We start from the raw sequence: 16519 nt of genomic DNA on the forward strand, positions 1-16519 counted from the left end.
GAAATTCAATATCTTTCCAGATTCGAGGGTTCAGGCAGGGGTTCGGTGCATGCTGATTCGAACGCCTGTGCGGCAAGTGGATTCGGCCACGCACGCACAGTAGTGGGTGCCGTACCAGGCTCCTTCTCGAGAGCGGGGACAACCTGCTTCAGGTGGACGACGCGCTGTTGCTACTCGCCGTCGAGAACATCGGCCTGCCAGCGCTTGTTCAGCGTCGGCCACGCTCGGGAGTCACGCATACTCTCGTGACCCGCGCGGCGAGCGCCGAATGCGCGAGGAACTGCGAGCGCGGGCCGGGCCAGCGCAGCACCGGTTCGCACTGTCGGTTGTCATCGGCCGACATATGGATCACATGCTGTGACCCGATCTCGTCGAGCGGGTCGATCCGACAGTTCTTGTGCCAGCCGAACGGCATGAGATGTACCTGCTCACCATGTTCCTCCAGCCGCTCGGTGACCTCGGTCAGTACGTCGAGCGCCTCGGCGAGTTCGGCGAGCACATCGAATCCCGCTGGCGTGCTGTGTCTTTCGCCGGGACGCGGCAGGCACGCGAAGCCCTCGACGACGATCGGTCCGGCATCGGATTCGGTGACGATGCGCCGGAGCAGTTGCACGACGGTGCCGACGAGTGTGCGATCGCCGCGATCCACCCCGATCGTGATCAGCAGGCAGTCGTGGAAGCATCGGCGTGCTCCGATCACCGACGGTTCGATATCAATAGCGCACGGGCTCGCCGTCGTCACCGTGTATTCGACGGTGCGGCAACGATTACTGACGATGCGCATCGGCTACCTTCCGTCCGTTCATCCGGCCGCCTCGACGGCACCGGCGGCATCGAGGTCGACTACGGCGGTCGCCGTGCGCTCGATGATTCCGAGGCAGACCTCATCGGGCTGGTACTTCGGCTGAATGGCGCTGTGCCCGATGGTCGAGAGCCAGATGAAGTAGGGGTACAGAGCTTGCTGGCGGTAGGCCAGCCAGGCAGTGTCGAAGTCCGGTGCTGGCGCGCCGCAGGCCGCCAGGCGTTCTAGGTACACGGTTAATAGCTCGCGTTCCCAGGCTCGCCGGTCGGCCACGTCCAGACCGGAGGCGACAACATACGCGAAGTCGTAGGCCCAACTGCCGCGCAGCACGACCTGCCAGTCGGTGAAACCCATCCGGCCCGCGGAGGTGACGTAGGTATTGCCGATATGGCTGTCGCCGTGCAGGAAGGTCTGCGGTCCGGTACTGGCGATCTCGAGCGAGCGTTCCAGCGTGCGGTACAGCCGATCATGTTGGGCGGGAAGTACTTCCGGAATCACCGAAGCCGCGCGTCGAGCCCCGACCCGCGCCCGCTTGGACATGCCGATCAACCGGTCGAGATTGGCGAAATGCGAGCGCGGCGCCTTGAGCCAGCTGTGCAGTCGGAGCCCTTCGTCGTCCCAGTACCGGGCGTGCCAGGTTGCCATGGTGCGCAACAGATCTTCGATCTGTGCGCGTCCGATGGGCGTGGCAGGGGTGCAGAAGCTTGCGCCCTTAGTGCTGACGATGTCTTCTAGCAGCGAGATCGAACGCCCCGACCGGCTGTCGACGGCGCTGTGATAGCCGCGCGGTGCCTCGATTTCCAGATTGGGGCGTACATGTTTGAAGAAGCCGGGTTCACCGTGCAGGATACCGGCCAGGTCGAGGGTGAGCCGCTGTTTGAAGTCCGCGGTGGTCTTCCCGAACAGATTTTCCGGCAGGCCCGCGACCTGGCCGATCTCGTTGTAGCCGACGGTGAGTTTCCACCGTGTCGAGGTACCGCTGCTGTTGCCCCCGATATCGAACGCTTCCACCTTCGCACCCGGATGGTCGTAGCACAGCACGGCGCTCAGCCAATCGGTGGTCAATTCTCGACCGGTCACCGGCACATCGCCCGCACGCAGGGCCTGTGGGCGGGTGACCGCTTCCCGCGCGAGATGACCACCGATGCGGGTGATTCCACGCACAACCGCGAGGGCGGGGTGCCGGGCGGGTGCCTCGGACTGCAACGGATCTCCTCTGCTCGGCGACCGATCGGATGCGCTGCCGATTCGCTGGTAGCGAGCCGCCGCTCTCGGACCCTATGGCAAACCGGGTAGCCGGAACATCCGTCATAGCGGGTAGGAATATCCGCATCGCGCGGCGAAATATCGCGCTGAGCGGGGGCGTGCATTCTGCACAACGTCGTGCTGGGGCATAGGATCTCCTGAGTGCAGGGTCCCCTTACCTCCGTATTCGTCGGTCGAGACGCCGAGGTCGAGCGTGTGGTCGCGCACGGTCTGCGAGCGACTGCGGGCAAGGGGGTGGTGGCGCTGGTCGAGGGCGAGCCCGGTATCGGCAAAACCGCGCTGCTCGATGCGGCTGTTGCCCGATACAGGACCAACGGTCTGACCGTGCGCCGGGGAGCCGCGAAGGAGTTGCAGCGGCAGGTGCCGTTCTCGGCCGTGTGCTCCTGGCTGGATAGCGATCGTGGCTCCGATCCAGTGCGTGCGCTGCTGCGCAGTGGCGATCGAGCGGGCGACGGTGCGGCCACGCACGAGTTCGCGATCACCGAGGCGATCCTCGATCTGGTCGACACTTGGTGTGCCGCTGGTCCGGTCGCCTTGATCATTGATGACGTGCACTGGGCGGACCGGCAGAGTCTCGCGGTGCTGAACCGGCTCTGCGGTGTCATCGCCGATTTGCCACTCCTGCTGGTCCTGGCGGCGCGTCCGCTGCCGCGCGACACCGGATTCGTCGCGTTGACGGCCGAACTCGCCGAACGTGGTGCGCCGACGATCCGGCTCGGCGCACTGCCCGAACCGGCCGCTACGGAACTGGTTCGGCATATGGTCGGTGCGACGCCGGGGCCGGGCCTGATGCGACAGGTCGTCGGTGCGGGCGGAAATCCGCTCTACATCACCGAATTGGTGGCCTCGCTCTTGCGTGACGAGGCGATTACGGTGGTCGCCGATACCGCCGACCCGACCGATCCGGCCGATAGTCCCTCCGCATCGCTGGCGGGAGCGATCGCGCAGCGGCTGGAATTCCTGTCACGGTCGGCTCGGCAAGTACTTCCGATGGCCGCCGCACTCGGGCCGACCGTGTACGTCGCGGAACTTGCCGCAGTACTGGACAGTCCGATCCTGGAAATCTGGAATGTCGTCACCGAGGCGACCGACGGTGGTCTGCTCACCCGCGCCGACTCCGAACTGATCTTCCGGCACGACCTGATTCGTCAGGTGCTCGCCGATCAGCTGCCCGATTCACTGCGCGCTGGATTGCTGCGCCGGGCCGGTCAGATCCTCTTGGCCACCGACGCACCCATCGAGCGGATCGCGTACTACCTGTCGGCGGGGGAGAACGAGCTCGATTCGCAGACGCTCGACTGGTTGGTCGCGGTGGCCGACAAGCTGATCGTGCGCGCACCCGAGATCGCGGTGCAACTCCTGCAGCGCGCGGCGGGCACCGCGCACCTCGGCATGCGTCCGGTACTGCTGCGGCTGCACGCCCAAGCGCTGCTGTGGAACGGTCGCGCGGCCGAGGCCGAAGCCCTGGTGCGCACGGCTCTGCTGAACCGGCCGGAGGATGATATTGAACTGCGTTGGTTGCTGATGCAGGCCTGCCATGCGCGCGGCGATCTGCGCGAAGTCGTCGCGGTTGCCGAAAAGGCCCTTGCCACACCGAATCTCACGGCCGAGGATGCGGGCAGGTTCCACGGGATGAGCGGCTTGAACAATTTCTTCCTCGGTCGGTTCGACGCGGCGGAGGCGGCCGGCGCGCAGGCGCTGGCGATCGGGGACGTGACCGAAAATCCGCTCGTGACCGGATACGGACTGTTGACCGTGGGTGCGGTGCGCTATACCCACAGCTATCTCGACGAGGCCCTGGAGCTGAGCAGCCGCATCCTGGCCGTCTTCGAGAACGGATTCGGTTCCGACCAGTTCGATCCCTATGTGCTCTACGCGCACTGCTTGATCGAGCTCGATCGGCTCGCCGACGCGGAAGCGGTGCTGCACAAGGCGATCGGGCACAGTCGGCGGATCCACGGTGTCTATCTGGGTGCGAGTGTGGTCGCCAAGGCCCGGCTCTATGTATTGGACGGCCGCTGGGACGATGCGCTGGTCGAATGTACTTCCGGCCAGTCGATACCCGACGCCTTCGGCTACACCCCGATCCTGCACAGTCTGTCCGCGCTGATCGGCATCCACCGCGGCACCTTCCTGCCGGATCCGGACGGCATCCCCGCACCGAACGACCAACTGGGCAGCAGTGGTTACGGCCAGTTCTATCCGTGGGTCAAGGCCCTGATGCTCGAGACCCGAGGTGACCCGCGTGGCGCGCTGGATCTACTCGTCGATGCGCATCAGCGCCTCGCGGGCGGATTGACCTCGCCCACGCTGTATTACATCTTCCCGGAGATAGCCCGTCTCGCCGCCGATGTCGGCGACGAGAAGGCGGCTGGCGCGGTGGTCGTGGCCTCCGCCGAGCTGGCTCGACGCCAACCGACCGCGGCCAGAACCGGCACCGCTCTGCTGTGCCGCGGTGTTGCCGAGCGCGATCCCACCGTCCTGCGCGCCGCTGCCGCCGAGTTCCGACGGGCGGGACGACCGTTCTACGAGGCGCAGGCATACGAGAACGCGGCACTATTGTTCGCCGCAGATGGGTCCGGCTCCGACGCCCGTAGCGCCCTGGATGCTGCCATAGAGCTCTATACCGGCCTCGGTGCATCTTGGGATACCGCTCGAGCGGTAGCGCGCATGCGCCCGTACGGAATTCGCCGCGGCGTCCGCGGACCTCGCAACCGCCCCAAGTCTGGACGGGACGCCTTGACCGAGACCGAACGCAAGGTAGCCGCCTTGGTGGCCGAAGGCTTTTCGAACTCCGATATCGCGGCGCAGATGTTCCTGTCGCGCAGGACAATTCAATCCCACGTCTCGAACATTCTGGCGAAACTCGGCATCGGATCCCGCCGCGACATCGCCGCCGCACTCTCTGGGAAGTAACGCTGACTTCGAAGTCCCGCATGGTTTGTGGCAAGCCGATGCACTCGGGCGGAGATCTGCCTCGCCCGCCTGCTCGGCACGCAATCGCCCTAGTCATCCTGCCCGACACCTTCGACCCGGACCGTTTCGCTCCCACCGCCGTCGCGGCTCGGGACCGGAATTCATACCTGCCCTTCGGCGCGGGCGGTCGCTTCTGTATCGGCAACGCGTTCGCGATGATGGAGATGCAATTGGCGCTGTCCACCATCGTCCGGCGGTTCGAGGTGACCATCGAGAACCCGGACTTCACCCCGATGTCCGGCCTTACCCTCAACCCCAAGTTCCCGATCATCGCCAAGGTAGCCGAACGGCAATCGAGGGTCGGCTAGACCCGTTCGATAGTCGCGATCCACGCGGGTGCGCCACTGTCGTGGTATCTCGTGTGGAGCCGATCCGGTTCGATCGCGCTGACCTTCCATTGGTTGCCCGCATCGAACGCCGAAGTCAGCTCCTCCCGACATACCGGGTGCGGGCCGGTGTCGGGACCAATGTCGCTGAAGCACAACACATACAGGGTGCCGTGGTGCTCGGTCACCGACGCGAGACTCGCCACGTATTCCGGGCGTTCGTCCGCGTCGAAGGTGTGGAACAGTCCACAGTCCAGCACTGTGTCGAATCTGCGTCCCAAACGCTCCAACCGCAATGCGTCAGCCACGGCGAACTCGACCGCGATCCCACGCTCCGTGGCCTTCGCCCGCGCGAGCGCCAATGCCGTCTCGGCCACGTCGACGCCGAGCACCGGCAATCCCAGCGCGGCAACGTGCAGCGCATTCTCGCCGGACCCGCACCCCGCATCGAGCACGGCCCCGCTGAATCCGCCTGCCGCCGCCAATCGCACGATCGCCGGCTGCGGCCCGACATCCCAAGGCGCAGGCCCGTCCTGGTACGACGCATCCCACGGCAGCCCCGTCGTCCGCTCGTGACTCGTCGGCCGCCGACCACCGAACGAATCCCCAGCCCGTTCCGCCACCGCCATCACCTCCAACACCATCCTGGCATTCACAAGGCCGCCGCACGCGGCATTCCGTCCATCACAGCTGGTCAGACGATCACCGTGCGTTGCCCTGGTTTCTCGCCATTCGTCGGGGAGAACCGGGTCAGCGCTTCGATGACGACCTCGCCGAGGTCCGTCGCCACATCGGCTCCTGGCACGACCCGATTCCCGCGCTGCTCGACGCGACACCGCTGGATTAGATACTGCGCCACGACATTTCCGACCTCGACCCGCTCGCAGCGGCCGCATCGTCTTACTCGGCGACGCCGCCCACTCCATGGCACCGTTCCGCGCCCAAGGCGGATGCCAGGCGTTCGAGGAGGCCGCCGTGCTCGCGGCTGAACTCACCGGCACTGTCGAATCCGCACGGCTCTCGCGCAATACAATCGGCGACGCCGCCCGCGGGTGCAGCGCATGGCCCGACATGATCCGAGGATCAGCCTGCCTGTCCACCAGTCCGCTCGGCTACGGACTGTTGACCCGGTTCACCCGGATCGTCGGTGGCGGCGTGGCCGCACGCGAGGCCGTCCGCCTCTGGAACTGGACGCTGCCAACCTCCCGGCACCGAGAAGAAAAATTCGGCAGGCGCTAGTGTGCGCTCTGATCGATGGTGTGCGAGGTGCAGGAGCAGGTGGATGCTGTATGGCCGGACGGCGGCGCAGCGGACGATCGACGAGCTGCTCGTTGATGCCGTAGCGGGGCGGCCGGGTGCCCTGGTCGTGCGTGGTGAAGCGGGAATCGGCAAGTCCGCGTTGCTGGAATACGCCAAGTCGGCGGATGCTCGCCTGCTCTGGGTTACCGGCATCGAGTCGGAGACCGAGCTTCCTTTCGCCGCACTGCATGTGCTGTTGGGTCCAGTGCTGGAGACGGTTTCGCAGTTGCCGCGACAGCAATCCGATGCGCTGCTGGCGGCACTGGGGTTCGGTTCAGCGACACCGGCGGACCGTTTCCTGATCGGTCTGGCCACCCTGAGCCTGCTGACCGAACTTTCGATGGACGGACCGCTGCTGTGTCTGATCGATGACGCGCACTGGCTCGATCAGGAATCGGCCGACGCACTGCTGTTCGCGGTGCGTCGGCTACACAGCGAGCCGGTCATGCTGATCTTCGCCGCCCGCGACGGGGAACGTCCCTTTCTCGCACCCGGCGTGCCCGAGCTGAATTTGACTGGGTTGGATCCCACGGCTGCGCAACAGCTCGTCGATGCCACCGCCACCCTTGCACCGTCCGCGCGCGACCACGTGGTTGCCGAGGCCGGTGGCAATCCGCTCGCCCTGCTGGAGATTCCGCGGACGCTCACACCCGCGCAGCGCGCTGGATCCGCGCTCGCATACTCACTCGGAGGTTCCGAACCGCCGTCGAGTCGGGTGCTGACAGGATTCCGTGAACGGATCCGGGCGCTGCCGGACGCCGCCCGACTCTGTCTGCTCGTTGCCGCCCTGGAAGACAGCGGGCATATCGAGCCGGTGACCCGCGCCCTACCCGCGGTTGGTGCGGCACTGACCGATTTCGCGCCCGCCGAGCATGCCGGTTTGGCCCGAGTCACGTCCTCGGGCATCGAATTCCGGCATCCGCTCATCCGTACCGCCGCCCGCTTGGCCTGCGATGTCGCCGAGCGCGTCGCGGCGCATACGGCGCTGGCCGGAGCCGTCGACGACGACCGCAGGGCCTGGCATCTGGCGGCGGTGACCGCGCTGCCGGACGAGGAGGTGGCCGCACGATTGGAACGGGCCGCGGTGCGAGCACGACGGCGCGGTGGGCAGATCGCGGTCAGTGCGGGCTATGCCCGCGCCGCCGAATTGTCGCCCGCCGCCGCGGACAGGGCACGACGCTGGACGATCGCGGCCACCGCCGCATATGAAGCCGGGTTACCGCAGCGCGCAACCGAGTTGACCGAGCGTGCGTCCGAGTTGACTGAGCGTGCACCTGGGTTGGCCGAGCGTGCGTCTGGGTTGACTGAGGGTGCGTCTGGGTTGGGCGGTCGTGCACCTGGGTTGAATGAGAGTGCATCCGAGTCGACGGAGGGTGCATCCGGGTCGGTGGAGCGCGCAACCGGGTTGGCCGAGCATGCAGCTGGGTTGGCCGAGGGTGCGTCTGGGTTGACTGAGGGTGCGTCCGAGTTGGCCGAGCGTGCATCCGGGTTGGCGGAGCGGACAACCGGGTTGGTCCAGTGTGGCCCCGGGTTGGCCCAGCATGCACCCGGGGCTGAGCCTGTAATCGAATCGGCACGGCACGCGGACTCAGCGGCGCTGCCCATCGAGCCAGCGATCGTCGCGGAACTCGCCAGGGTGCGCGCCGGGCTGGCCTTCGAGGCGGGACATCCGCTCGAAGCCACGCGCCTGCTACACGACGGTGTCCTCGCACTCACCGCGGCACAGGATCAACAGGCCAGCCTGGCGATGCTCGGCTGGGCCGCCATCTACGCCTGGTCCAGCCGCCCGCATCCGGATCAACTCGTACTGGCCCGCCGCACCGAGGAACTCGCCGCCCAGGTGTGCGGGCCGGAGCACGCGATTCACGCGCTCGCGCGCGATATCCGGCTGTTGTTGGAAGGGGATCGGCTGGCGGTCAATATCGCGCCGCACGATCTCGGCGATGTTGCCGCCCTACCGATCGACCTGCATCTTGTCGCCGCCTATCTGGGCTTCGCCCGCGGCGATGTGGACGGTATGTACCGCGACGCGACGCGCCTGGTCGACGCCTGCCGCACCGCGGGCCGAATCGGACGCATGCCCCAGGCCATGATGATGCTCGCGATCGCCGAACTCTCGACCGGTCGGCACCGGGCCGCACAGGCCACCGCCGCCGAGGGACGGCGGCTCGCGGAGGACATCGGCCAGCACTACTGGAAGTACTACCTGGCCGGTATCGCCGCATGGTTGGCGGGAGTGGCGGGTGCGGAGCAGGAATGTGCAGCCCTCGCCGCGGAAGCGATCGAGGAGGGTGGGATGTGGATGACCGGCATGGCCTGGGCCACCTACGCACTGGCCGCGCTCGACTGTGGTTACGGCCGGTATGCGCAGGTGCTGGACCGGCTCGACAAGGCGGCGGCCGGTCCGTGCAGGCACGCATTCGTCTGGCGCTACGCCTATCCCGACTATGTCGAGGCCGCCGTCCGTACCGGCGATCCGCAGCGCGCACAGCAGGCGCTGACCCGGTTCACCAACTGGGCCAAGGCGATCGACCAAACGTGGGCACTCGCGGTCCTGCATCGCTGCCACGCCCTGCTGACCGACGGCGATGCGGCCGATCTCTATGAGCGCGCACTGCGATTGCACGCGCGCGGCGATCAGCCCTTCGAACAGGCCAGGACCGAGCTGATGTACGGCGAATGGCTGCGCCGCCACAACCGCCGTATCGAGGCGCGAACACAGTTGCAGGCGGCGATGACGACCTTCGATCTGCTCGGTGCGGTCCCGTGGTCCGAGCGTGCGGCGGCGGAATTGCGGGCGACCGGGATCTCGGTATCGGACCAGAGCCGCGGATCCGATCCGCTGGCTTCGCTTACCCCGCAGGAACTTCAGGTGGTTCGACTGGCCGCGACCGGGGCTACCAACCGGGAAATCGGCACCCAGTTGTTCCTCAGCGCCCGAACAGTCGGCTATCACCTGTACAAGGCTTTCCCCAAGTTGGGTGTGGCCTCGCGTGCCGAACTCGCCAGGTACGCGATGACCTAAGTGTCTGTGCGAATCTTGCGGGCTACTACAGTCATTCGACAGACGCGGCCACGCTGTGTTCGTCCGTAGCGTCACCGGCATGAACATCCCCACCCAGACAGATGTGCTCGTCGTCGGCGCCGGACCGGTCGGCATGGCACTGACCGCATCGCTCGCCGATAAGGGCGTTCCCGTCGTCCTCGTCGACAAGCAGGCCGCAGGCGAGAACACCTCGCGGGCCGCCGTGGTCCACGCCCGCACACTCGAGGTGCTCACCGAGCTGGGCGTCACCGAGAAGATGATCGCGCGCGGAATCATCGTGCCGCAGGCCACCGTTCGGGAACGCGACCGGGTGCTGCTGCACGTCGGTTTCGACGATCTGCCCACCGACTATCCCTATACCCTGCTGATCCCACAGGACAGCACCGAGCAGATCCTGCTGGAGCGACTGGAGGCCACGGGTACCCGGGTGACGCGGCCGTGTGAACTGACGGCGCTGGCTCAGGACCCGGACGGTGTCACCGCCACCACGGCCTCCGGCGACGTCATCCGGGCGCGCTATGTCGTCGGCACCGACGGTATGCACAGTCTTGTTCGGGAGCAGGCCGGTATCGCCTTCGAAGGCGACAGCTACGCACAGTCCTTCGTCCTCGCCGACGCCGTGCTCGGCGGTGATGTTCCTGATGCGGAGATCCGGCTGTACTTCTCGCCGGAGGGCGTTACCGTCATCGCACCGTTGCCGGGCGGACGGCACCGCATCGTGGCGACGGTGGACGATGCCCCACCGCAGCCCGACCAATTCCATGTCCAGCATTTGCTGAGTACCCGTGGTCCACAACGGAATCCGGCTACCGTCGAGAAGATCGTGTGGAGTTCGCGCTTCCGTGTGCATCATCGTTTGGCCGAGCACTACCGCGCCGGGCGGATCTTCCTCGCCGGTGACGCCGCGCATGTGCACAGCCCGGCCGGGGGACAGGGCATGAACACGGGTTTGCAGGACGGACTGAATCTTGCGGCCAAACTCGCCGCGGTCATCCGCGACGGTGCCGAGGACAGTGTGCTGGATACCTATGAGGCCGAACGCCGTCCGGTCGCGGAGAACGTCGTCGCATTCACCGACAAGATGACCCGCGTCGCGACCGTCGGCAGCGCACCTTTGCGCGGCCTGCGCAATACGGTACTGCGCGCGCTGGACTGGGTCCCGGCCGTGCACCACACGATGGCCATGAACCTCTCCGAACTGGGCATCGATCCGCAGCGCGTCGGCTGAAGGTGACGAAAACCTAAGCCGATGTAAATGTGCGATTCGCCGGTTGGCGGGGGTGTGGTGGCTGCGTCAACAATTCCGTTGTCGGAGAAGTGGACCGCAAGGTTTGTACTCGACGGCGTAGGCGATTCAGCATCGATCGGAGTAAGCCAGTGCGGCCTCACGTCAGTATCGATATCCAACTCACCGAGGACGATCTCGCGGCCGCACTGCGTGCCGATGTCCTGCGGGGGCTGACCGGGCGCCGGAAGTGGCTGCCGTCCAAATGGTTCTACGACGCGCGGGGCAGCAAGCTGTTCGAAGCGATTACCGAGCTGCCCGAGTATTACCCCACCCGCACCGAACGAACGCTGCTTCGCCGCTCGGCCGATGCGATCGCGTCGGCGGCGGCCGAGGCCGGGGAACTGATCGAACTCGGCTCGGGTTCATCGGAGAAGACACGTCTGCTCTTGACCGCATTGTGCGCGCATGGATCGTTGAAATCCTATCTACCGCAGGATGTTTCCGAATCCGCGCTACGCGCGGCCGTGACCTGGATCCACGAGGAGTACCCCGAACTCGCGGTGCACGGTGTGGTGAGCGACTTCACCAGCATGCTGCATACCTTGCCGCGCGGTGACCGGCGGATCATCGCCCTGCTCGGAGGCACACTCGGCAACCTCATCCCCGAGGAGCGCGCGGATTTCTATCGGTGCGTCCACGAGGTCACCGAGCCGGGAGAACAGCTGCTGCTCGGAGTCGGATTGGTGGTCGATCCCGCCGTCATGGTCCCGGCATACGACGATGCCGCGGGTGTGACAGCCGAGTTCAACCGCAACATCCTGCAGGTTGTGAATCAGCGGCTCGGCGCGGATTTCGAGCCGGATCGTTTCGCGCATATAGCGGTATGGGATCCCGACAACCAGTGGATCGAGATGCGGCTGGAGGCCACCGCCGATATGTCGGTCACGGTCGCCGAGCTGGATCTCGTCGTCGACTTCGCGGCGGGCGAGCAGCTGCGCACCGAAATCTCGGCGAAGTTCCGGCTGACCGAATTTCATCGAGAACTCGAAACTTCCGGCTTCCAGGTGCAGCAATCGTGGGCCGATCCGGATGATCGGTTCGCGCTGGTTCTCGCCCGCAGAGGATGAGCGACCTCGTCGCACCGAACCGGGTCGCGCCCGCACCACCGCGGCTGCGTTCGGTCACCGGAGGCTGGATTGTCGCGGCGGCGGTACTCGGTTCGGCGGTAGTGGTGCTCGACGCGTCGGTCGTCAATATCGCTGTGCCACGGATCGGCTCGAGTCTCGGCGACGATGTGGCCGATCTGCAGTGGGTAGTCGGTGGTTACACCCTGGCATTGGCATCGCTGATTCTGGTCGGCGGGGCGCTGGGGGATCGGTTGGGGCGGCGCACGGTATTTATCTGGGGCAGCGTCGGTTTCGCGTTGGCGTCACTGTTGTGCAGTGTCGCGACCTCGATGGAAATGCTCGTCGCGGCGCGGGTGGTGCAGGGTATCGCGGGTGCGTTGATCACACCGGGCAGCCTGGCACTGATCTCGGCCTCGATCGATCGTCGCGACCGCGGTGCCGCAATCGGCTTGTGGGCCGGGCTCATCGGCATCATCGAGGCGGTGGGTCCGATCGTCGGGGGCTGGCTGACGGAGCTGGCCGGGTGGCGCTCGGTATTTCTCGTCAATGTGCCGTTCGCCGTAGCCGTTGCCGTCGTATCGGTGCGCTACCTTCCGGAATCTCGGGATGCGGACGCGCGGCCGCTGGACCTGGCGGGTGCGGCGACCGCCGTGGCCGGGTTGGGTGCGCTGACCTACGGGTTCATTGGTGCGCGCGGGTGGATATCGCTGCTCGGCGCGGCGCTGCTGGGGATATTCGCATTGATCCAGATGCACGGGGCACATCCGCTGTTGCCGCCGGCACTGTTCTCCTCGCGGGTGTTCACCGCGGCCAACTTGGTCACCGCCGCCGTTTACGCGGGTCTCGGCGGCGTCTACTTTCTGTTGCCCTTGCAATTGCAGATGGTCGCGGGGTACTCGCCGCTGGCGGCGGGCCTGGCGACGGTGCCGATTAGCGGCATCATGCTGGTCTCGTCCGCGTCGGTCGGTCGGTGGGCGCAGCGACACGGCGCACGGATCCCGATGATCCTCGGGCCTTTACTCGCCGCGTGTGGCGCCGTTCTACTGACCGGGATCGGTTCGCGCGCAACCTATCTCAGCGCAGTATTCCCGGGAACTGTCGTGCTCGGTATCGGGTTGGCGGTGTTCGTGGCTCCGCTTACAGGTGCGGTGTTCGCGGCGGTATCCGCAACGGACTCCGGGATCGCCTCCGGGGTGAATAATGCCGTCGCCCGCACCGCGCAGTTGCTCGCCGTCGCCGCGCTGCCGGGGCTGGTCGGTATTTCCGGCGCGCGACTCACCGATGCCGTCGTGTTCGGCAGTGGCTTCCGCATTGCCGTGTTGATCTGTGGCGCACTGCTTCTCACCGGTGCCGTGCTGGCCGCGGCCTTGATGCCGCGGCGGTCGGACTCAAAGCTGCGGTGATCGAGCTCGGTGGTGTGCTGGCCGTACACGTGCTCGCCGTCCCCGAACGGCGGGAAGGCATTTCCCGGGCGCGACTCGTCGTAGCGTTCGGTATTGGCTTCCGTGTCGCTCTGTTGATCTGTGGCGCACCGGTACCGGCCGTGGCCTTGATCCTCGGCGGTCGCAATCGCCGACGGTGATCGAGCCTGATGGTTTGAGGATCGGCCTGTTCGCCCGGTGCCGAGCTGATCCACGGAATCCCGGAATTTCGCGTCGGAATGGGTGCTGACGCTCATCGAACGGCCCGAATGAAGGCCAGTGCGGTGCGACTAGCTTGATTGCGAGTGCGTCACTCGCCGCGGCGTCGACGCCGTGCGGTGGTCGCAAATCGCGGATCCGGTGCCCGGTCGGGCGGTGCGGCTCACCAGCGTGCTCATGGTCAGCGCCGCTTCGGCATCGACCGAATTCACCGCGGCGGCAGCCGGATTCCATCGGTAGCCGTAGCTGTGGATGGTCGTAATCAATCCCGGGCGGTTCAACTTGGTTCGCAGCGCATTGACGTGCACGTACAGCGAATGCGATACCGCGACGAACGCATCTCCCCAGATACGATCCAGCAATTGCTGACGGCTGACCGCCGCACCGGGCTGTTCGAGCAGGGCCCGCAACACCGCGAACTCGACCCGGGTCAGCTGCACCTGTCGACCGGCGACCTCGACCGTCTCGGTCTCCAGGTCCACCTGAACATCGCCCGCGACGACCGCCGTTGTCGGCGCTGAGACGGCGGCCACTGGAATGCGTCGCGTGATCGCATACAGCCGAGCCGCCAACTCGGCCACCCGCGGCGGTTTCACCAGATAGTCGTCGGCGCCACTGCGCAAGGCCCGCACCACCGAACGCTCATCGGTATCCGCGGTGAGCACGACCACCGGCACCGAGCTGACTTCGCGCAGCTTGCGCAGCGCCGTCAGCCCGGACATATCCGGCAGATCGAGGTCGAGGATGACCGCGTGATAGCGATGATGCGTAACCAGCAGATCCGCGCCCCGACGTTTGCGATCGACATGATGCCCACGCAGGCGCAGCTTGTGCACCAGTGCCTCGCCCGCATCGTCGTTATCGTCGACCACGATCACCCGCATACCCGACACCTCTCGGCAGCATTCGAATGCACTGCCCGGCCGACTTTCGCCGGGACCGGACTACTGCAATTCGAAATCTAGGGCAGTGGCGCGGCAACATCATCCGCCATCCGGGACCGAAATATCCGCATCGGCGATAGGTAGGGAGGGCCGAGACGCCGAGTGTCTCATTCAGCGGTCCGGCACGCAGCGCGCCGAACCGACCGTGCCGCAATCAGCACGGTCGCCCATCCTGTCCTGAACTCCGGGCAGCCGCGAGACTATCCTCGGTTCATCCCGCGACACCCGTACCACGGTAAGGCGTTGCCACGGTTGGGAATCGCCCTCGAATCAGTCGGCCGAAACCTCGCTGCGATCGCCGCTCCACAACGTGTGGTACTTGCCGGGTGCGTCGATGCGCTCGTAGGTGTGGGCACCGAAGAAGTCGCGTTGGCCCTGGGTGAGGGCGGCGGGCAGTCGCTCGGCGCGCAGTGCGTCGTAGTACGAGAGCGAGGATGCGAACGCGGGCACCGGAATTCCGAGCAGCGTGGCGGTGGCGACCACGCGACGCCAGCTGTCGATTGCCGTCTCGATCGCCTCACGGAAGTACGGCGCGAGGATCAGGCTCGGCAGTTCCGGGTTCTGGTCGTAGGCCTCCTTGATCCGGTTCAGGAAGCGGGCCCGGATGATGCAGCCGCCGCGCCAGATGGTGGCGAGGTCGCCGGGGTGCAGGTCCCAGTTGTATTCGGCGCTGCCCGCGGCGACCTGATCGAAGCCCTGGGCGTACGCGACGATCTTCGACGCGTAGAGCGCCTGGCGGATGTCCTCGGTGAATTGGGCGACGTCGGTGGGCTTTTCGCCGAGCTTGCCCGCGGCGAGACCGACCGCCGCCTTGCGCTGCGCACGCGATCCCGACAGCGCACGTGCGAAAACCGCCTCGGCGATTCCGGTGACCGGGATGCCCAGATCGAGTGCGGACTTCACGGTCCAGCGCCCGGTGCCCTTCTGCTCGGCCGCGTCGACGATGACATCCACCAGCGGCTGACCAGTCTTCGCATCGACCTGGTTCAGCACCTCGGCGGTGATCTCGACGAGGTAGCTCTCCAGTTCGCCGGAGTTCCACTGCGTGAAGACATCGGCGATCTGCTTGGCGCCGAGGCCGAGCGCGTCACGGAACAGGTGATAGGCCTCGCCGATCAGCTGCATATCGGCATATTCGATGCCGTTGTGCACCATCTTGACGAAGTGTCCTGAGCCGTCGGGGCCGATATGCGTGCAGCACGGTGTCCCGTCCACCTGCGCCGCGATGGACTCGAGCAGCGGGCCGAGGGATTCGTAGGATTCCTTCGGGCCGCCCGGCATGATCGCCGGACCGTTGAGCGCGCCTTCCTCGCCGCCGGAGATGCCCGCGCCGACGAAGTTCAATCCGCGCGCCTTCATGGCGGCCTCGCGGCGAATGGTGTCGGTGTAGAGCGCGTTGCCACCGTCGATGATGATGTCGCCGGGCTCCATCGCGGCGGCGAGTTCCTCGATGACCGCATCTGTCGGATCGCCCGCCTTGACCATGATCAGCACCCGACGCGGTTTCTCCAGTGCCGCGACGAACTCCTCGATCGTCTCGGTGCGCACGAAGTTGCCGTCTCCGCCGTGTTCGGCCAGCAGGGCGTCGGTCTTGGCGATGCTGCGGTTGTGCAGTGCCACCGTGTAGCCGTGCTTGGCGAAGTTCCGGGCGATATTGCTACCCATGACCGCCAGGCCGGTAACCCCGATCTGTGCGGATCCTGTTGCGGACGCCATATATCAGCCCTCTCCGTTCGGCGTTGTTACCGTCGGTCGAAGCCTAGTCCTAGTCCTACTCGGCGCTTCGCTGGTGTTCGCCCGCTTCGAACAATTGCGGGTCCGTCGGAGTTCCGCGCTTCGTCCGGGGGCGCCGGGTAGCAGTTCGG

The 16519-nt window shown here is 66.2% G+C and carries 11 protein-coding genes and 1 pseudogene; 7 read left to right on the forward strand and 5 right to left on the reverse strand.

The window, feature by feature from the left end:
- Positions 1–208: 208 nt before the first annotated feature.
- Both ACIBI6_RS24745 and ACIBI6_RS24750 read right to left on the reverse strand, forming a co-directional pair.
- Positions 209–784 carry a hypothetical protein gene (locus ACIBI6_RS24745; protein ID WP_396958030.1) on the reverse strand — a complete coding sequence of 192 codons (576 nt, stop codon included), beginning with the start codon at positions 782–784 and terminating at the stop codon, positions 209–211.
- An 18-nt stretch (positions 785–802) separates the two neighbouring features.
- Positions 803–2008, reverse strand: a complete 1206-nt coding sequence (locus ACIBI6_RS24750) for a phosphotransferase (RefSeq protein WP_396958031.1) — start codon at positions 2006–2008, stop codon at positions 803–805.
- A gap of 201 nt (positions 2009–2209) precedes the next feature.
- Between ACIBI6_RS24750 and ACIBI6_RS24755 the strand changes: the two genes are divergently transcribed.
- Entirely contained in the window at positions 2210–4984 is a 2775-nt protein-coding gene (locus ACIBI6_RS24755) for an AAA family ATPase (protein ID WP_364357151.1), read from the forward strand.
- 38 nt (positions 4985–5022) lie between these two features.
- Positions 5023–5352, forward strand: a complete 330-nt coding sequence (locus ACIBI6_RS24760; RefSeq protein ID WP_396958032.1) for a cytochrome P450 — start codon at positions 5023–5025, stop codon at positions 5350–5352.
- On the opposite strand, the gene ACIBI6_RS24765 is transcribed toward ACIBI6_RS24760, so the two are convergent.
- Positions 5349–5993: a class I SAM-dependent methyltransferase gene (locus ACIBI6_RS24765; protein WP_364357145.1), complete on the reverse strand. Its 645-nt coding sequence runs from the start codon at positions 5991–5993 to the stop codon at positions 5349–5351. The two genes, ACIBI6_RS24760 and ACIBI6_RS24765, sit on opposite strands and share 4 nt — an antisense overlap.
- Before the next feature lie 175 nt (positions 5994–6168).
- Here ACIBI6_RS24765 and ACIBI6_RS24770 point away from each other — a divergent pair, with 175 nt between their 5' ends.
- The 5 genes from ACIBI6_RS24770 to ACIBI6_RS24790 all read left to right on the forward strand — a co-directional run bounded on the left by ACIBI6_RS24770 (position 6169) and on the right by ACIBI6_RS24790 (position 13473).
- The gene (locus ACIBI6_RS24770; protein ID WP_396958208.1) at positions 6169–6609 is read left to right on the forward strand and encodes an FAD-dependent monooxygenase; all 441 of its coding nucleotides are present in this window, start codon (positions 6169–6171) and stop codon (positions 6607–6609) included.
- Between the two features lie 43 nt (positions 6610–6652).
- Complete coding sequence (locus ACIBI6_RS24775) at positions 6653–9694, forward strand: AAA family ATPase (RefSeq protein WP_364357142.1); 3042 nt, start codon at positions 6653–6655, stop codon at positions 9692–9694.
- A 79-nt stretch (positions 9695–9773) separates the two neighbouring features.
- A complete protein-coding gene (locus ACIBI6_RS24780) occupies positions 9774–10943 on the forward strand; it encodes an FAD-dependent monooxygenase (protein WP_396958033.1) in 1170 nt (389 codons plus the stop codon).
- Positions 10944–11092: 149 nt separating this feature from the next.
- Entirely contained in the window at positions 11093–12070 is a 978-nt protein-coding gene (gene egtD / locus ACIBI6_RS24785; protein WP_396958034.1) for an L-histidine N(alpha)-methyltransferase, read from the forward strand.
- Entirely contained in the window at positions 12067–13473 is a 1407-nt protein-coding gene (locus ACIBI6_RS24790) for an MFS transporter (RefSeq protein WP_364357133.1), read from the forward strand. Before egtD ends, ACIBI6_RS24790 begins: the two co-directional genes overlap by 4 nt.
- 467 nt (positions 13474–13940) lie before the next feature.
- Here ACIBI6_RS24790 and ACIBI6_RS24795 read toward each other — a convergent pair.
- Positions 13941–14594, reverse strand: a pseudogene (locus ACIBI6_RS24795) (response regulator transcription factor); the annotation flags it as partial.
- Between the two features lie 330 nt (positions 14595–14924).
- Positions 14925–16370: an NADP-dependent phosphogluconate dehydrogenase gene (gndA, locus tag ACIBI6_RS24800; protein WP_396958035.1), complete on the reverse strand. Its 1446-nt coding sequence runs from the start codon at positions 16368–16370 to the stop codon at positions 14925–14927.
- Positions 16371–16519: the final 149 nt, after the last annotated feature.

The organism is Nocardia sp. NPDC050412 (assembly GCF_044458825.1).
Lineage (GTDB): Bacteria > Actinomycetota > Actinomycetes > Mycobacteriales > Mycobacteriaceae > Nocardia.